Annotated in this window: 20 protein-coding genes; 2 read left to right on the forward strand and 18 right to left on the reverse strand. The window is 47.0% G+C overall.

What is annotated here, in order from left to right; genetic code table 11:
- Positions 1-56 precede the first annotated feature (56 nt).
- Entirely contained in the window at positions 57-545 is a 489-nt protein-coding gene (locus GOL65_RS12785; protein WP_140919110.1) for a phosphatidylglycerophosphatase A family protein, read from the forward strand.
- Here GOL65_RS12785 and pdxR read toward each other — a convergent pair.
- Positions 517-2,028, reverse strand: coding sequence for a MocR-like pyridoxine biosynthesis transcription factor PdxR (gene pdxR, locus GOL65_RS12790; RefSeq protein ID WP_179038340.1), 1,512 nt, complete (start codon positions 2,026-2,028; stop codon positions 517-519). The two genes, GOL65_RS12785 and pdxR, sit on opposite strands and share 29 nt — an antisense overlap.
- Positions 2,029-2,373: 345 nt before the next feature.
- Here pdxR and torD point away from each other — a divergent pair, with 345 nt between their 5' ends.
- Positions 2,374-3,012 (forward strand): molecular chaperone TorD, encoded by a 639-nt coding sequence (gene torD / locus GOL65_RS12795; RefSeq protein ID WP_228723119.1) that lies wholly within the window; start codon positions 2,374-2,376, stop codon positions 3,010-3,012.
- A gap of 391 nt (positions 3,013-3,403) precedes the next feature.
- Here torD and GOL65_RS12800 read toward each other — a convergent pair whose 3' ends face one another.
- From GOL65_RS12800 to GOL65_RS12880, 17 genes are all read right to left on the reverse strand, one after another.
- Complete coding sequence (locus GOL65_RS12800; protein WP_140919112.1) at positions 3,404-3,835, reverse strand: tail fiber assembly protein; 432 nt, start codon at positions 3,833-3,835, stop codon at positions 3,404-3,406.
- A 3-nt stretch (positions 3,836-3,838) separates the two neighbouring features.
- Positions 3,839-4,846 carry a phage tail protein gene (locus tag GOL65_RS12805; protein WP_140919113.1) on the reverse strand — a complete coding sequence of 336 codons (1,008 nt, stop codon included), beginning with the start codon at positions 4,844-4,846 and terminating at the stop codon, positions 3,839-3,841.
- Positions 4,839-5,426: a phage tail protein I gene (locus GOL65_RS12810; RefSeq protein WP_140919114.1), complete on the reverse strand. Its 588-nt coding sequence runs from the start codon at positions 5,424-5,426 to the stop codon at positions 4,839-4,841. The genes GOL65_RS12805 and GOL65_RS12810 overlap by 8 nt, the downstream gene beginning before the upstream one ends.
- Complete coding sequence (locus GOL65_RS12815) at positions 5,419-6,543, reverse strand: baseplate assembly protein (RefSeq protein WP_140919115.1); 1,125 nt, start codon at positions 6,541-6,543, stop codon at positions 5,419-5,421. Before GOL65_RS12815 ends, GOL65_RS12810 begins: the two co-directional genes overlap by 8 nt.
- A complete protein-coding gene (locus GOL65_RS12820) occupies positions 6,521-6,895 on the reverse strand; it encodes a GPW/gp25 family protein (RefSeq protein WP_140919116.1) in 375 nt (124 codons plus the stop codon). Before GOL65_RS12820 ends, GOL65_RS12815 begins: the two co-directional genes overlap by 23 nt.
- 45 nt (positions 6,896-6,940) lie before the next feature.
- Complete coding sequence (locus GOL65_RS12825) at positions 6,941-8,056, reverse strand: late control protein D (protein WP_140919117.1); 1,116 nt, start codon at positions 8,054-8,056, stop codon at positions 6,941-6,943.
- A complete protein-coding gene (locus GOL65_RS12830) occupies positions 8,047-8,259 on the reverse strand; it encodes a tail protein X (RefSeq protein ID WP_140919118.1) in 213 nt (70 codons plus the stop codon). The genes GOL65_RS12825 and GOL65_RS12830 overlap by 10 nt, the downstream gene beginning before the upstream one ends.
- A complete protein-coding gene (locus GOL65_RS12835) occupies positions 8,256-9,119 on the reverse strand; it encodes a phage tail protein (RefSeq protein WP_140919119.1) in 864 nt (287 codons plus the stop codon). The genes GOL65_RS12830 and GOL65_RS12835 overlap by 4 nt, the downstream gene beginning before the upstream one ends.
- Positions 9,116-11,875, reverse strand: a complete 2,760-nt coding sequence (locus tag GOL65_RS12840) for a phage tail tape measure protein (RefSeq protein ID WP_140919120.1) — start codon at positions 11,873-11,875, stop codon at positions 9,116-9,118. The genes GOL65_RS12835 and GOL65_RS12840 overlap by 4 nt, the downstream gene beginning before the upstream one ends.
- A gap of 14 nt (positions 11,876-11,889) precedes the next feature.
- Positions 11,890-12,066 (reverse strand): hypothetical protein, encoded by a 177-nt coding sequence (locus GOL65_RS12845; protein ID WP_179038085.1) that lies wholly within the window; start codon positions 12,064-12,066, stop codon positions 11,890-11,892.
- Positions 12,041-12,328 carry a phage tail assembly protein gene (locus tag GOL65_RS12850; RefSeq protein ID WP_140919121.1) on the reverse strand — a complete coding sequence of 96 codons (288 nt, stop codon included), beginning with the start codon at positions 12,326-12,328 and terminating at the stop codon, positions 12,041-12,043. The genes GOL65_RS12845 and GOL65_RS12850 overlap by 26 nt, the downstream gene beginning before the upstream one ends.
- Before the next feature lie 142 nt (positions 12,329-12,470).
- Positions 12,471-12,992, reverse strand: a complete 522-nt coding sequence (locus GOL65_RS12855) for a phage major tail tube protein (RefSeq protein ID WP_140919122.1) — start codon at positions 12,990-12,992, stop codon at positions 12,471-12,473.
- Between the two features lie 2 nt (positions 12,993-12,994).
- Positions 12,995-14,416, reverse strand: coding sequence for a phage tail sheath subtilisin-like domain-containing protein (locus GOL65_RS12860; protein WP_140919123.1), 1,422 nt, complete (start codon positions 14,414-14,416; stop codon positions 12,995-12,997).
- Positions 14,406-14,651, reverse strand: coding sequence for a hypothetical protein (locus GOL65_RS12865; RefSeq protein WP_179038341.1), 246 nt, complete (start codon positions 14,649-14,651; stop codon positions 14,406-14,408). Before GOL65_RS12865 ends, GOL65_RS12860 begins: the two co-directional genes overlap by 11 nt.
- Positions 14,648-15,106, reverse strand: coding sequence for a Gp37 family protein (locus GOL65_RS12870; RefSeq protein WP_218652031.1), 459 nt, complete (start codon positions 15,104-15,106; stop codon positions 14,648-14,650). Before GOL65_RS12870 ends, GOL65_RS12865 begins: the two co-directional genes overlap by 4 nt.
- Entirely contained in the window at positions 15,103-15,546 is a 444-nt protein-coding gene (locus GOL65_RS12875; RefSeq protein WP_140919126.1) for a gp436 family protein, read from the reverse strand. The genes GOL65_RS12870 and GOL65_RS12875 overlap by 4 nt, the downstream gene beginning before the upstream one ends.
- Positions 15,547-15,556: 10 nt before the next feature.
- Positions 15,557-16,540: a major capsid protein gene (locus tag GOL65_RS12880; RefSeq protein WP_140919127.1), complete on the reverse strand. Its 984-nt coding sequence runs from the start codon at positions 16,538-16,540 to the stop codon at positions 15,557-15,559.
- Positions 16,541-16,580: the final 40 nt, after the last annotated feature.

The following is a 16,580-nucleotide window of genomic DNA, read 5'->3' on the forward strand; positions in this document are numbered from 1 at the left end:
TCATTGATTCACAGCCCAATAAGGGACGGATCATTTAAACATTTGGACGTTATACGTTGAGCATCAAGATTAAACCCGAATTGTACAAACTGTCGATTTCTAACCCGCTGCACTGGCTTGCCACGGGTTTTGGCTCAGGATTGTCCCCTAAAGCGCCAGGAACTTTTGGCTCTCTGGCTGCAATCCCATTCTTTTATCTATTACAAATGTTACCAATGCCGGCCTATTTGGTGATGCTGGTACTCACCTTTGCTCTTGGCGTTTGGGCTTGCCAGTCAGCGACCGATGCCATCGGCATGGACGATCATGGTGCCATTGTCTGGGATGAGTTTGTTGGTATGTGGATCACCTGTATAGCTTTACCTCAGGGTTTTATCTGGATGGTTGCAGCGTTTGTTACCTTCCGCTTTTTTGACATACTGAAGCCCTGGCCTATCCGCTGGTTTGATAACCATTGTACCGGTGGCTTTGGCATCATGATTGATGACGTGATTGCCGGACTTATCGCTTTTGGTGTCATACAGGCGGCATATTGGCTGGTGTAACCTCCATTTCAGCACTTGCTTCCTGTTTAAGTATGGCTACCTGTCGTTCAATAACGGCCAATATATGAAGCAATTGCTGCTGATTTAACCCACCAAAACCAAAAAACAACAGCGGTGAAGAAACGGTCTTCAGCCAGGCCGTTTCTGACCCATTAGCCAGCTCTACCTGAGTATCAAAACGAATGTTTTCCTGCAGGCAGCGCTCCCGCAATTGCGCTACTTGTTGCACCGTCAGCGGGCATACCAATGTAAGGTGTAGCCCGTTTTCAACGCCCAAAACTTGCCCCTGAGGGAATATCCGCTGTAACCCTTCCACCAACAGACGCTGACGATTGGCATACTCCTGCTCTAACTTACGTAAATGGCTGTAATAACGCTGGTCATGCATATAGTCAGCCAGAAACTGTTGCTGCAACCAGTTACTTCCGCTATTACTCAATGCTTTCATATTTTGCACCGATGTCAAAATTGCATCAGGACATACCATATATCCCATCCGCATGCCCGGCCCCAGCGTTTTAGAAAAGGTACCAAGATAGATTACCCGGTCGTCTTCATCCATGGCTTTCAGTGCCGGTAAAGGCGCACTGTTATAAGAAAAGACCGAGTCATAGTCGTCTTCAATAACATAAGCTCCGCTCTTTTGCGCCCAGGTCAGCAAAGCACATCGTCGTTCAAGAGAGAGGGTTCCGCCAACCGGATACTGATGAGAAGGAGTTACATAACAAAGCTGAACGGGATGAGAAGGAAGCTGTTCAACCTGAATCCCCTGTTCATCCACCGCTACCGTTTCTACATCAGCCTGATAATAATTAAACAGATGCCACGCCCCGGAATAACAAGGAGACTCGGTAACAACTTTACAACCTTTGGTATTGAGAATAAAAAGCTGAGTAAGTAAAGCCAGCCCTTCCTGAATGCCATTAATCACGATCACATTTTCTGGCTGAGTTTCGATACCGCGAGTCAAACGCAAGAATCGCACTAATTCCGTCCGTAACGAAAGCAATCCCTGAGGCGAATGGTAGCGAGTTAACAAATGATGCTTAGAGTTACTGGCCGAATTGTTCCACTTTCGCCAGCCTGGCCATGGAAAAGCATGGGGATCGGGAACCCCCAATCGGCAATACAGTTCAGGTGTCGCTGGAGAGTAAACATCCTGTCCTACACTGGCAGGCATCAGTCTGACTGGTTCTCTGGCATTTTCAATACGTGTGGTCTGAGGCGCCTTTTGTAGGGAGCTACTAAAAACCACTTCATAACCAATACCCGGGCGGCTTTTAACATAACCATTTTGAATCAGCTTGTCGTAAGCCAACACAACAGTAATCCGTGCCACATTCAAATTGCGGGACAGTTCACGAATCGATGGTAGCCGATAGCCAACGGGTAATTTCCCCTGCAATAAAGCCTGATGTATTGTCTGAAATATTTGCTGCTGTAAGGGAGTGCCCGATGAGGGGTCCAGATGAATATCCAACATGCTAAATCGCCATTGTCATCAAGTTAAAATTGCCTGAAATCTATAATCGCATCATAAAGAAAAAACTACCCGCTAAAAATCAACACTACATATATTGAGTTATCTGTTCCTATCTATCGCGTCTTCCTGTCTCTATCCGTTACGCATCTTTTTCCGTTAAGGTGTTTACCAAAAATAGAGAGATAACTATGTGTAAGATAAATAAAAAAACCATATCACTAATGTTCAACAGTGCTTTATTAATTCGGGGAAGCTATCAGGATATTCATTACCCCAGTAAAACTGAGTTTTTCCTACCCTCTCATTTTATGAGCTTATCAATAAAAGAGTTTCAACAAAGTGTCCATGATAAAAACTGATAATCTGGCCCAAGAGCGGGCCAGTATCTACCGTTGGTTTGCTTGCCTGCTGTTTCAGGAACTCTCCGTTAGTGATATGGCCTCATTAAACTCACCGGAACTTCAACAGCTGTTGCGTGGGCTTAAATCAATTCCTGAGCTGCACCTTCCCGCCGATTTATTTCGGCGTAAATTGAAAGCATTAGTCAATCGCCCGGACAATCATCTTGAACTGGCCGCAGATTATGCAGAACTGTTTTTGGTGGCGCCACCGAGTGGGGTTTCTCCCTATGCCGGACACTATTCCCATAGTTCTCCCGCAGAAGAGAGAATCCTGATGAATCAATGGTTAAATCATCTGAAACAGCAAACCAGTAACAATGAAGCGGCGGATCATCTGGCGGTTCAACTTGCAGTAATGGCTTTATTGATTGAATTTCGCGATGACCAGTCACCTATCTTTGTTTCACAACATAAATATCTGAAAGAGCGTCTGATTAGTTGGTTACCAGGTTTGGTGAAATTATGCCAACAGCGGGATAAGTTTGGTTTTTATTCATCTCTACTCAGATTGCTCAAAAGCTATATTCTGCAAGATGAACAATATTTAGCAGAGTGCATTCAATCATCATCTGCAATTATATAATCCTTGCAACCCACTCCTCACTTACCAGCAATCACTTAAATCACATGGTTATTGGTAAATTTTTAGGATTTCACTTAATCAATCTAAGTAATCACCCATAACAACAGGTAATCATGACGGTTTTTTTTAGGACCACAAGTGTGTGGAATTAATCAGGGACGATCGGCAAAATACCTTTCAAGCAAGCATGACTCAACGGCCTTAGCCTTTCATTAATGAGTCCATGACTTTTCCGTTTTGTCTAAACAGGTACCAAATAGTGCAAATGAATATTATTAATAAATATACCGTTCCTGCCCTGATAGCTGAAGCCGCGCGCGATAAATGCGATTGAATTACTGCGATAAATCGGCGCGGTTTTAATTTCAAATAGTGCAACTGAATTACAATATTATGTATCAGGCTGGGTTGGCCATTCAATGTTAGGGGCCATAATGGTATCTATACGCATTAATAGAACTCGATACACCTTCCATGCTTTTAGCTGACTTAGCTCTTTATCTGTAGCTATATCAAGTTCAACAGCATCAGACAGAAGCTCTATCTTTTCTTTAGCCACTGCCAACCAGCGTGATTTCTCGGCATCAGCGATTGCAATCAACTCTTCCGGGCTCGGTTCTGGAACTTCAACCCACATAGGGTATCCATCACTACCACTTATTCGCATCATTCCGGCTGGAGGAGTCCCAGTAAACAGCCGGTATGTTTCATCACTTACGTTAATACCATCAGGTGGCCAGCCGGTGTCCGAATTAGCATAGTTTTCTTTCAGTTCTACTGGGTAGAATGAATTATTCAACGCACTATAAATATAATTAGACATAATTTAGTATCCTATCGCTCGATAATACGCGGTTCCCGCCGGGTATACATTCCCCGCGCTGCTGTAAGCTCTAAATTGTGAGTTATTGCTTAAAACTAAAGCGGAAAAAACCCCCACTGAACCCGGACTAAAGCCACTATGAGTTAGTTGTATATTTATGCATTTGTTCGGAAATGGAATAGAAAAGTTATTTAGATAACCACCATCAACGCTACCATTTCCACTGACGTTGCAAGCCCCCCATTGTTCAATTAAACCGCTTGGTTGGTACCCCCAACCGTTCTCCGTAACACTAGATCTAAACAACAACGAATATTTCAACATTCCATCGCCAGTGGCGTGCCACGAGTGACTTTGCTCAACAATCAGTGTCACACTCTCAGTTGGCATTAATTTGAAGGTTTTAACCGTGGACATTGGGATTGATATATTGTCGGCTGAATCTCCAACGGAGATAGTGATCGCAGAGCTTTTCACATTCCAGATAGTTATTGTATGACCACAACCAACAATGTTACTTATATCGGGTAATGTGAAAGCTGATGGGGAGCTATGGTCTACCCAAAAACGAGCACCAAAATGGGCCGCTGTTAACTTACTGGTTGTTAGCAGTTCTACATTGCTATAAAAGTGGCCTTTGCCTTGTAACGTCTCAGGACTAACAACTGTCTCAGTGCTTTCTCCATCGAGTATTTCATTTGCAGTTGCAAAGGGAATGCTCCCTAATTTACTGGCAGCCAAATCATAAGCTTTCTTTACCGCACTCGCAGTAGCAGCATCGGCGTTTGAATCGCTATTAATAGCGTTGCTTAATTTAACAATACCGGCATTGTTCAGGCTTGCTGGCGTTGTTGACGCTTTACCATCCAGCGATTTCTTTAAAAAAGCGGTTCTGTTGACCAGATTAAGTAATGGTTTATTCATTACACCACCTGGGCCGCCTAATGCACGGTCAGAAGTTTCCCATTGATAAACGTCTTCCCATACTTCATTTTCTGGCAAATTAGCCATGTGAAATACTCCCTAAGTTATATTGACCATTAAGGTATTTAGTACCATCAAGGCGAAATGCCGCCTCCTGGTAATCTAAACTTTCAAGGTAGCTACGGGCCGGGGCAAATGCCCGGATAGCTTTACGCAAATTGTCAGCCTGATCGTTAGTAATGGCCTCTTTTAAAATGATGCGATATCTCGCCCAGGTTGAACCATCACCAAGAATATGAGAGCCACCCAATGAAACAGAACCATCCAGAGACCAGTCATAGATATTTTCAATAATCTCAACTTCGCCGAACCCAAACCGCCGAATAACCTCACGAACGGCCCATGGCGTACCTTTATAGCGGTGAAGTTCAATAGCGCCCTTAATGAGTTCACGTTTGGCACCATCCGATTCGGCCAACTCCCAGCCATCACCCAATAGGCTGAATTGCTCTGCCAAAAAGGGGAAAACCGACGATTTAACAAGGTCAATGAGGTAAACCAGGACAGTTTCCACCTCCAGTTCATCAAAAACTTCTTCAACCAGTTCACACAGCGTTGAAAAACGTTCATCACCGGCTAATGGTGGCGCTAAATAAGGATTACTCATCGCTAACTCCCGCCAGCGTCACATCAATACCGGTACAAACCGCCCATTCATAAGGCTCCACGACTCGCTTACCCGGAGTGTTTAATGTCAGGTCATAGACACCAGGTACAGATAGCGTTTTACTGATTTGAGTCGGTACGATATCCAGCCCTAAGCGAAGTTTTCTGGCTTCAGTCCAGGCAAAAATGACTTTGTTAGCCGAGTCTAAAGTGGTATCAGCATCTACCGTGCGGTATAAGGTCAGTTCTGCCGAAATACTGAATTCCACTATCTCCGGTACTTTGACCAATACCTTGTCATTGATAGGTCGTTTTTTCTCGGCATTCAGACGGGTTTCAATAAGTTGTAATAGCTCAGCCGAAGGGAGACCATCTTTGGTTAATGGATAAACCCAGACCTGACCAGCAGGAATACGCTCATCAATATCAGGCCCAAGGATGATGATATCGATAATGGACTGGTGTACAGAGAGTGCATGAAACTTATAGGCCCCATAGCTTCCGGCGCTGGTATAACCCTCAGGAGCCAGAATCATCCGCTCACGCAAGGCTTCCGTACTTTCTTCATCATCGCCATTCACCGTGGTACTGATATTACTGACGGATAATCCCGTATTCAGAATACGCTCTGAACGATGAATCTTTCCGGGTAAATAACCATTACCTGTCTGGCCAGCTTCACTACAGGTTGCGGTAACATCGGCAAACAATGCACCTTTACTGATAGTGATATCGAGGTCAGTACTGAAGGCCACAGAACCATCATCATTCGTTACACGCGTAAACATAGGAATGAAAATATCCTTTAGTGCTGGGTTCTCCAGTTCGAAACGTAATGTACAACGGGCAGGCTGTGCCGATAGTCGAACAACGCCGACTAACTCCGCCAGATAATCAATAATCGGCGCTTCACTGAAGCGGGGGAGCATCTGCTCACCGGTATGCTGTACTTTGGCTAAAGCACGAGCTTTAGCGTAAGCAATCACATTAATGAATAGGTGCTCAATTTGTGCGGGATAAAGCTTTTTGCCCGATTTGGATTCATATCGAGCTATCAGGTCTTGCTCTATGGCCTGAGGGTCAATTTTGACAAACTCAGGTGGTGCCAGTTCGCTCATATTCCACCTTGCTCTCTGTTGGGACACCATCCGCCACTTTCCAGACAACCCGTACGGCTACCGTGGATTCCTCAATATCAATATTGACCTGGATAACGGTTATCCGGGTTTCCCAGCGCTGAATGGCCTCAATGGATTCACGTACCAGGTAAGGTGTGATGATATTGGTTGGCCAGTCCAGATAATGATGGTTGTTTGTGCCAAAATCAGGCCGGTGTGGATCGCTTCCTTTTGGGGTAAGCAAAATCACCTGTATAGCCTGACCAATATCGGATAACCCCTCAACAACAGAACCAGGATGACCCAGTTCTGGTTGCCAGTGTGCGGAGGTGATGGTGTTGAGTGTTTTCATACTGGCCATGATAGCCAGTTGGGGAAATACTGATTTTAATGAAGGTTAAAAAGATTTTTGGGGTGGGCCGCTGTCATCATTACCCTGTTTAACACCGGAATGAGGATGTGTTGTCAGCGAAATACCATTAGCAATAACATCACCGGTGGCTTCTATCTTTCCGTTAACAGCCAGGTTCCCATTCAGTGTTGTCCCTTCGCTGGCATGAATTAAGTAATCCCCGTTTAACTCGCCACCGGCTTCCAGCGTGATGGTATTACCGCTGAGATAGGACGGATTACCCATCAAATCAATATTCCCCGTGGTTCTTTCGCGGTTTGCCTTGGCCAGTTCAGCTTGTGCTTTCGCCGTAGCGACTTCAGGCGATGATGAACGACTGGTGGTTTTAATCGTATCCGGGCTGGTTGTCGATTTACTGACGCTGGAATCTTTAGCCGTCATCCCTTCGTTTTTGACATCATAGATAACGGTTTTTTTGGTGGCCGGGTCGTGAGATTTGACCTCCACGGCTTTAGGAACCTGCTTAATCTGATCGCGGATCTGACCACCAGAGATATCCGTTAATTTAAAGGTGACAACACTGGCTAGAAGGGATAATTCTGAGATGGCATGAAATACCAACTTATCCCCGTCAATCTTAAAGGCATAGTCGTATTCATCTGCCAGCTTCTTCAAAAACTCAATATCAGATTCTTGCTGAGTTAAGCGATCCAGTGCGATAGGTTCAATCGCACCCACCAAAGTGAGTCCCTGACGATCGGCAATTTGCTTGGCTACCTTATCCAGCGTCATGTTTTCATAAGCATGGGCGGCTTTTGTTCTCACCGAGTTTTTTATACCAACAGCCTGGGCGGTAATGGTCACCGTACTGGGCGAAAACTGAAAGTTAATATCCACAATCTCAAAAACACCTATCTGACGGCGCTCTTCCCCCAGCCAGCCCAGTTGGAACGTCAACTCATCCCCCTGGCCCGGATACCATTCGCCATACCAACGGCCATCAATATTTTCCAATTCAATGGCGAGTTCATCAGACTGGCCACTGAGATAGTCGGTATAGCTAATGGATAACAGATAGTCAGCCAGCTCATTACTGATATCGTTTTTCTCATATAACAAACGATAATCAGAGACTGGGACAAGAGATTTAATTACTTCCATGGCGGTGTTCCTGCTGAAGTGGGTTGAATGTCCAGTAAAGGAATGGCAATCGTTAGCCCGGCTTCAAACGTGGCCGTGATGGCCACATGAGGATTAGCGGCAATAATCTGGGGGTAAAGATAACTATCACCATAATACCGATGGGCCAGCTGATCCCAACGTTCACCGTCTTTAGTGATATGAAACCGGTATAGCTGGCTCATGATAAGATTCTCCTGGTGGCCACACCCACACTTAACACCAGAGCGTTATGGCTGGCACTGTTTAAAGCTTCAGAAGCATTTCCCATACAACCCGCGGCGGCATCAACCCTTTCCATCACTGAGCCCAGGCTATTGTCTTTCAGATAATCCACCGCCTGACGAACCTCATTCAGTGCCTGACCTCCGGCATCAATCAGTTCCTGACCTTCCAGTAATACCCCGGATAACGAAGACAATTGCTCCAGAGGGCCAATAGCCTGACCGGCAATGGAAGACAGCTCAGCGACAGCACCCAGCACAGAAAGCGGGTTTTCTTTGATTTCATGGTAGGCATCAATACCGGCATTAATCACGTTCATGGCTGTTTTGGCATAACCTACCGCCTGTTGAGCCATGTTTTTTAAGTTGGTACCTGTTTTGGCATCAACATAGGTCAGCAACGAATCCAGTAAGCCCTCGCCGGATAAGGGCCGGGTAAACTCTCCGGTGTATTCTTTCAGGGTCAAGGTGACGGTAGCAGAACGGGTGCGGCCTCCCGCCGTTGTGGTATTTACGTTGGTATCCAGGTTAGTAATAACGTGGGGGCCTTTATATTCACCATCCCCCATGACCAGTGCCATGGGTTCATGCCGGGCTTTGGCTTCACGTAATAAACGTAACTGGGTTTCTGTTTTTACCAGGTGGTTATGAAAGAGAACTTCCAGGGTGATTTCATCCAGTTCATCCCCCATAAATTCCAGTTTGGGTTTTCCCTGAATAAGCGAGTGCTCAGCCCAGGATGTCGCAGAACGCTGACCATAGGAATGGGGGTTGCTTACAATATCAAACGAGAAATTACCTAAAATAGCCCACTGTTTCATTTATCAATTCCCTTATAGGCGCTTCGGTTGGTCCGGTGTTCATACTCTTTCATCAGGCGCTCAAACTCGCTAAAGCTCATTCTTAATGCACGATTTACTTCAGCGGCCACATCAGAACCGCCTTTAACTGTAATTTGAGGGGCATAAGTTACAACCATCCCTGACGGCTGATTAGAAAACTGTTGGGCGCGGATGGCATCCTGACCTGGTGGCTGAATATTGGGGACATGGTTATTTAACAGGTTCGGCGGGACTATTGACGGGCTGGCCAGTTTGATATCCGTAGCTGAAGCCAGGTCTAATGCCGCTTTACCTACAAGCCCGGATTGGTTATTGATACCAATAGCGGCACCTTCAGAAATATTTTCACCAAAACCAATAAACACTCGACTGGGGGAATTAATGCCTAACTGCTCTTTAAACCAGCCGCTGACAGAGCTTCCCACATTCATGATGGATTCTTTAACAGCGGTGGCCTTACTGGTAATCCCGTTAATCAGGCCGTCCAGAATGGCCTGGCCCATTGACGTAAACGAGGTGGGTAACTCCACACCAAACCAGTTCAATACACTGCTGAAGATGTTCTTGAAAATAGACAGTGGTGACCAGGCGGTAATATTGTCTGAGGCGTTTTGAATACCGGTACTGACAGAGCCGGTGATAGTGTCCCAGGTGCTACCAAACCATCCGGTCACACCACTCCAGGCGTTTTTAATTGTCTCCATCGGTGACCAGGCAAACCCATTTTTAATACCGTCTGTTACCCAGCCAATGAGCTTTAACGTCGTCTTCAGCGGTATCAGAAGAATGTTAATGGCCTGACCGATAACCCGGCCAAATGATTTACCGGCATTTTTCGCACCTTCAAGTTCTTCAGCCGTAGAGTTTACCGGTTCAAGGAGTTTAGTGACCCAATCCCAGGCTTGTGAAATCCATCCCACTAAGGGTTGAAATAACTCACCAACTGGGCCAAACACTTCACTGAACACCGCACTAATCGGCTCAACGGCCTCCGCGATACCTTCAAATACACCACTGAAGAACGCCTTGATAGGTTGCCAGTATTTATAGATAAGTAAGGCAGCAACAGCAATACCACCAATCACCAATCCAATGGGGCTTAAAAACATCATACGGCCCACGCTGGCGAAGACTTTACCCAGGGTGGTAACAGAGGCAGCGATACCAGGGAAAACCGTACTAAACTTGCTGCCAGTAGCGGAGCCCAGCAACATCTTAGCCCGGAATAGCTCCAGTTTGGCGCTGCTGTTTTTCAGGGCAACATTGAGCGCGGCCATGGGGGATTTGATAAAGAAATTCATACCCCAGGACGCGCCCAGAGTAGCCACTTTCAAACCCACTATTGCTGTGGCCGCACCCACTAACCCCACCACCAGTTTAGGGTTGGCCGCAATCCATTCTGTAATATTACCGAGGATAGGCTGAACGGTATCGACCAGTTGTAATACCGGCGGTAATAACGCATCACCGACAGTAATTGAGAGTTCTTTAAGGGTATTTCCCAGAGATTTAAATTTTTCAATGGGTGAGTCCATTCGTAAATCGGCGGTTTTCTGAAGGGTGTCAGTAGACTCCCCACTGGATTTACCTCCTTCACGGATACGGTCAAACTCGTCTTTATTCTGGCGATAACCCAGCACCATATTGATTTGGTTACTGTCCTTAAAGATTTCAGACAGGCCAAACTTCTCCATTAACTCAGCTTGCTTCTCAATATTCCCTTTGTACTTGTTCATCTCCGCCATACCCGCAGTTCCCAGTCGCTTTTCAAGGAATCCACTGGCAATCTGCATACTGGCTTCAAATTCGCTGTAACCATCTGCCACGGCTTTTTTCATGGAAGCCTGGTAATCAAACTCCTTATTAGGATCAATGGTTTTATAGGCACTGGAAAAGGCTGCGGCGCGTTTGTCGGTATTCATCTCTGACAGCCAGCCCTTAAGACCAGACATCGCGTTTTCAGCGCCCATGATGCCATCGCCAATCTGTAAAGTGGCGGCAATATCCCCTAACGAATCCAGACCCAACTTGTTCTTTTTGATTTCGTCACCGAGCTGGCCAATGGCGTTAAACATATTGGCCATGCCATAGCCGCCTTGTTGACCTGACCAGATAAGCTGATCCAATGCCTGGCGCATCTGTTCTTCGCTGCCAACCCCCATATCACGCAAGGCCAGAAATGACGCAGCCCCTTCAACCAGTTGGCCAACACCAAGAGAAAGCTCCATATGGTCTTGCGTTGTGCCTTTACGTTTAATGGTGTCCCGGATGATTTGACCAATTCGGGCCTCATCTTCAGCGGAGAGACTGCCCTTAATCCGGGCATCACGTAAACTGTCCTGAAAGTTAGCACTGCGGCCCACACTCTCCCGGACTAATCTGGCATTCGCCCAGGCGGTGGCTGTTGTACCCATCATTTCGCCGCCTAACGCCTGACGCTGGTCTCCCAGGGCTTTTTGTTTGGCCATGGCCGCGTTAAGGCTGTTTTGTTTGGCTTTCAGGCGGTCTAGCGACTGACCCAGGCGCTCATAGTGGTTACGGAGCTGTTGAAGATTTCGGGTAGGATGCGATAAAGCCCGGCTCATTATCTGACCCAGGCGTTGTTGCCGTTGTGAAAGGAGTTCAGTGGTGCGACCAAGACGGCTGACCGTTGAGCTGGCGTTGCCGAAAACAGAAGTAAAGGCGTTATCCAGCACAGCCCCCAGTCGTAACCCAACAGAGATTGTATTACTCATAACGCCCCACTCTTTTATCCCTTTGTTGCTGCTATACGCTGGTTATTTCGTTCCTGTGCAAGTTCAAACCAGCGCCAGTACTCATCGACAAAACTCAGGTTGTCGATATCGGAGGGTGAAAATTTGAACTCCAGTGCCAACCACTCATCAACCGCCTGTAAGTTTTCAGGACTGGTCGGCAGGTTCTCCACATAGACGGCGAAAGGTTTTTGATACCTCCGCACTGTCAGCCAGTGTGAGTTGGTCGATATCTTCCATCGTTAAACCGGTGAGCAACGAAAATAAAAAGGTTTCAGATTCAACCTGGTCTTTACTGTATCGCTGGGCTTCTTTCATATCTTTTCGACGTGGGACACGCATGGTTAGCTTAGTGAGCGTCTCGCCGGTTCCCAGCGTCAGAGGTTCTAATAAAGGGATATCAGTATTGACAAGGAAATTGGTGTTCTTGGACATTTTGGGGCTCCCGATGATTTAAAAAATTCGTGAGCCTTCATTCTCTAGATGATGAGTGGAAAGGGATTTTAGCGAAGGTTAAAGAAATACCCGGCAACACATGTTACCGGGTATGATGAAAACAGAATGTAAAGGACGTTAATTATTGCCCGATGTTGGAACGGTATTTTGCCATCTGGTCTTTACCGTCCACCCGGTAGATATTTGACAGAACATCCAGCATCACGGTTTCTTTTCCGTTCACCAGTTGCCGAATGGATGTTGCGCTAAACGGCGTCTCAAACTTTGTGGATTCCCGTGGTTTGTAACTACCGAGCTGATATTCTTTGAATGTCACCGTCATCAGTGTAACAAGTGGTAACTCATCAATCCGCCCCTGGCTGGTATGCACGTTAATACTGCTACGGCATTGCAGCGAAATGGAGGTAAAGGGTGTGGCTATTTTAGAGACCGCATCCTGGTATAACGAGTTCCAGATAATCTTCCCTTCGATTTTTTCAAAACCGTCCGGCAGTTCAACAACACCGATTAATCCCAGTCCGTTAAAATCAGACATCACGGTTTTAAGGCTGCCTAAGTCAACTTCTTCTGCTTTTGCCAGATAGCTGTTCCCGTCCAGGTATACACCCGCATTATTGATTCTGTGTACTTGAAGACCTGCCATGATTAGTTACCTCCTTTCAGGGTGGCCAGGTACTCACCGGTAATTTCGGATTCATAGGTGATCCGTTCCATCGGTGGGGGTGGCGTTAATTTATACTGGAACAGAGCATGCCCCAGCTCTAATTCAGTTTGAGGGTTACGCTCAGGGTCATACCAGCATTCACCACCTAACAGCGCACCATCACCAATCAGCTTTCTCAGAAACTGGTTAACCGACTCCACAATGGCATCAATGACCGCCTGAGTAATGGGCATATCGACAAACTGAAGGGAGGAATAGCGGATACTCTCATCCACAATGTCTTTCACCCGGCGAACGGAAATGAAGTTCTTCATATGCGTTACTGATGGCCAGGCGGCAGAACGGTTCCCCCAGGAACGTAAACCGGTACCAAAGCTGTTGAATACCGTTACAATCCCGTTTTCATTAAGCAGATTGACTTCACTGTTAGGGTCGTCAATACGCGCAGATAACGAACGTTCAGAGCCCACAATGCCTTTAAACTCCGTATTGGACGGACTCCACCAGTAACCGCGCTCAAGGTCTTTCGCCGCCATTAATCCGGCCAGACGCTGAGACATAGGCTCAAGTTGGATACTGTCCGTGGCAGAGTCGTAAACCTTCAGGTGTGGATAACACAAAATGGCGCGTTCGCTGGAGGTGGCAAAGTTAATGGTACCCATCGGGCCGCGACCATTGATAGCCTGACTCGGTGTTGTTCCTACAGGGGCGTCTATCAGCGCCATGGCACCGTATTTATTGGCCGCAGAAATCAGTTCGGTACTGACGCTGTTTAACGTGCTGAAGCCTGGAGCTATCAACAGCTTGGCAAAGAAACCATAAAGGTTATAGGCATCTTCCAGCGCATTGATACCCGAACGGTAGCCAGCAGCATCAATGGCCCCAATAATATCTGCCGGGGTGACCTTAGACGGGTCGGCATAGATATATTCCACGGTAACCGTTGCCTTTGCCGGAATAGCGCTGGTAGTCAGGCGAACCAACTCCCCGGTAACCAGGTTAAGGGTATAGTCCGTATCCTGAACATAGGTGGTCTCTGCCGTTTTCACTTTGGCAGAGATAATGGCGGCATGGGGTAACATAGCCCGATTATTGATACCAAACGTTACGTTAATACCCGTTGCTTCCGTTTGATGGATTTCCGGGTTAAGCACGTTAATCACCAGAACCGTACCGGCACCATGATCGTAAATGGCCTTAAGGGCTTTAGGGATAGAAAAACCACTTAGACGCGGCCCAAATTGAGCACCGGCATTTTCAGACGGGCATAACGTTAGTTCATTAATCGGGCCAGTTGGCGCGGTTCCGATTAATCCAATAACGGCGGATTTTACCGCCCGAATAGCCCGTGGCCCGTACTCAACCTCAAGGGTTTCAGCGCCGTGTAAAAAGTTAGCGGCCATCGTCTTTTTGCTCCTTGGCTTTCGCATCGACTTTAACCGTCTTTGCGATAGTTAGCGGGGGCGTTAACAGCTTTTGAGCCAGTAACGCTTCGGTATAGTCATGCTTTTCAGGCAGGGAAACTTCACGACCTGGATAGAGCACAACCTCCAGTTCTTTCTCTTCCTGATTCTGGCCAACGGTACGTATCGTTACGCTGCTTTGTGGCCCGTGATAGAGATAGGGAATTAATTTCATGGGTAATCCTCATAACGTAAGTGAGGGGGAGTTTCGTCAGAAACCTGTATTTGGTTAATCCGGGTATTAAAATCCAGCGCGTATTGCCAGATACCGGCGTTCTGTGCCAGGAAGATTTCACTGACAGGCTTTAAGGCAGTATCACAATGGGGAGGCGTCCAGCCGGTCAAGGTCTCACGCAGGTGGTCAAGGTAGGCAATTACACCTTTTTTACCGTGAAGCTGGCGAAACATCAGCGTTAACGGAATGGTCATATCTCTGGCCATCCAGGTACTGTCTAACGCCTCAACATTGTTGAAGTTGCTTTTGGAATAGCTGATAAGCACTGCGCCAACGGCATGGTTTAACCGGTAACTGGCGGGTTGCTCAGGAAAGTACTCGATGGCCAGCGCTTTTCCGTGAGCGTCCTTCAGGCGGATCAGAACAGCATCAAGAACGTCAAGGGTGATACTCATCGCCATTTCTCCAGGAGCTTACTTCCCCAAAAGCGTTTAGAGGCAGAAACCTTAAACACACCGGGCTCTTTGGCTTCAGCAACCGTATCCGCCATTTTCACATTAAGAGAAATAGCCCCTTTTTGGATTTGGCTGAGGGTATCCAGAGCATCCTTTTTGCCATCTTTGACCGCTTCAGGCATGGCCCCTTCAGGACGGCGCTGATACAACCAATAACGTGCCAGGTACGCTACTGCATCACGAACGATGGTTGGAACGGAAGATAACGGCAGTGGATAACGGGAGACTAAATAACCGTCTGCCAGCTCCTCTGCATAGTTAATCGCATCCTCCAGAACAACCGGGTCATAGCTTTCCGCCGCAGGGTCATCATTGGATAACCAGATGAGGGTTTGCCGGGGAACGGCCCGTTCTAAATCGTTCAGTGTGCAGTAGCGCATGGACGTTTCCTTAGCTCATCTTCAGTTCAACAAGGGCTTCAGGATAAGTACAGATAGCCAGCGGGTTAGCCTGAGCCTCTAAGTCCCAGCCTTTACCCATGCTGCGCTCTTCCGCTTTGGCATAGTGCGGCAGGCCAATGGTATTGACCGTTTCGTTGTAGTTTGCCGGGGCGTTATACATCTTATAAACCCCACCCTTGGCGATAGGGAATACCCGCGCAACGTCTGCCGCAAGGAAGTCCTGCTTGGAGACCGTGGCGTTATACTCTTCAAACTCAATACCACCGAAGGTAAAGCCTTTACGCAGATCACCACCCAGGCGATCGGCGGCTTCCTGATAGTTGGCATAGGCTTTTTGTACGTTAGGATGATCAACGAAGGCATCAAACCAGTCTTTACCACAGAACTCCTTATACCCGGTCACCAGTGCGCCGGTGAGTTTAGATTCACTGTGGCGTTTGGCATCCATTAACAGCTTACGGACATTGGTAGCGTCTGCGCTCAGCGGTACAATAATGCTCTTTTGTGTTACACCGAACTCCCTGTACAGGTCATAAATCACCGAGCCATCCGAATCCAGAATACGCCCACACAAGGCCCCGATACGCTGGAATTCGCGGGTGACTTCCAGGCTGTTTTTCATCATTTCCAGCTTGTTATTGATGGTTTGCGCCTGATAGTCAGTAGCATCGTTGTCGCCAAAGGAATTGAAATTTTGCAGGTCAGACGGCAACAACTGAGCTGAAGCTGGTAAGTGGGTGGTTTCAAACGTACGGCGCTTGGACTTACTGTTTTTAACCGGCGTTGGGTCTTCATCACGGCCAATATTCTTGACCAGGAATAAACGGCCATCACGGCTTTCGATCACAACGGACGTGGTAGCAATGCCTTCTTCTTCAAAAATACCCAATTCTCCCGCACGGGTCGGGATGGTTGGGATTTTATTAATGGCTGCCGTTAACGAAGTAACGGTAAACATATCAGCTAAATTCATTCTCTTCTTCCTTCACATTAAAATGGCTAAAAAGCAGGTA

The organism is Limnobaculum xujianqingii, assembly GCF_013394855.1.
GTDB classification, from domain to species: Bacteria; Pseudomonadota; Gammaproteobacteria; order Enterobacterales; family Enterobacteriaceae; genus Limnobaculum; species Limnobaculum xujianqingii.

What these genes read in the sequence shown, in the direction of transcription:
- pdxR (WP_179038340.1), bottom strand. Translation starts at nt 2,028, where the DNA reads ATGTTGGATATTCATCTGGACCCCTCATCGGGCACTCCCTTACAGCAG.
- torD (WP_228723119.1), top strand. Translation starts at nt 2,374, where the DNA reads ATGATAAAAACTGATAATCTGGCCCAAGAGCGGGCCAGTATCTACCGT.
- GOL65_RS12800 (WP_140919112.1), bottom strand. Translation starts at nt 3,835, where the DNA reads ATGTCTAATTATATTTATAGTGCGTTGAATAATTCATTCTACCCAGTA.
- GOL65_RS12805 (WP_140919113.1), bottom strand. Translation starts at nt 4,846, where the DNA reads ATGGCTAATTTGCCAGAAAATGAAGTATGGGAAGACGTTTATCAATGG.
- GOL65_RS12810 (WP_140919114.1), bottom strand. Translation starts at nt 5,426, where the DNA reads ATGAGTAATCCTTATTTAGCGCCACCATTAGCCGGTGATGAACGTTTT.
- GOL65_RS12815 (WP_140919115.1), bottom strand. Translation starts at nt 6,543, where the DNA reads ATGAGCGAACTGGCACCACCTGAGTTTGTCAAAATTGACCCTCAGGCC.
- GOL65_RS12820 (WP_140919116.1), bottom strand. Translation starts at nt 6,895, where the DNA reads ATGAAAACACTCAACACCATCACCTCCGCACACTGGCAACCAGAACTG.
- GOL65_RS12825 (WP_140919117.1), bottom strand. Translation starts at nt 8,056, where the DNA reads ATGGAAGTAATTAAATCTCTTGTCCCAGTCTCTGATTATCGTTTGTTA.
- GOL65_RS12830 (WP_140919118.1), bottom strand. Translation starts at nt 8,259, where the DNA reads ATGAGCCAGCTATACCGGTTTCATATCACTAAAGACGGTGAACGTTGG.
- GOL65_RS12835 (WP_140919119.1), bottom strand. Translation starts at nt 9,119, where the DNA reads ATGAAACAGTGGGCTATTTTAGGTAATTTCTCGTTTGATATTGTAAGC.
- GOL65_RS12840 (WP_140919120.1), bottom strand. Translation starts at nt 11,875, where the DNA reads ATGAGTAATACAATCTCTGTTGGGTTACGACTGGGGGCTGTGCTGGAT.
- GOL65_RS12850 (WP_140919121.1), bottom strand. Translation starts at nt 12,328, where the DNA reads ATGTCCAAGAACACCAATTTCCTTGTCAATACTGATATCCCTTTATTA.
- GOL65_RS12855 (WP_140919122.1), bottom strand. Translation starts at nt 12,992, where the DNA reads ATGGCAGGTCTTCAAGTACACAGAATCAATAATGCGGGTGTATACCTG.
- GOL65_RS12860 (WP_140919123.1), bottom strand. Translation starts at nt 14,416, where the DNA reads ATGGCCGCTAACTTTTTACACGGCGCTGAAACCCTTGAGGTTGAGTAC.
- GOL65_RS12865 (WP_179038341.1), bottom strand. Translation starts at nt 14,651, where the DNA reads ATGAAATTAATTCCCTATCTCTATCACGGGCCACAAAGCAGCGTAACG.
- GOL65_RS12870 (WP_218652031.1), bottom strand. Translation starts at nt 15,106, where the DNA reads ATGAGTATCACCCTTGACGTTCTTGATGCTGTTCTGATCCGCCTGAAG.
- GOL65_RS12875 (WP_140919126.1), bottom strand. Translation starts at nt 15,546, where the DNA reads ATGCGCTACTGCACACTGAACGATTTAGAACGGGCCGTTCCCCGGCAA.
- GOL65_RS12880 (WP_140919127.1), bottom strand. Translation starts at nt 16,540, where the DNA reads ATGAATTTAGCTGATATGTTTACCGTTACTTCGTTAACGGCAGCCATT.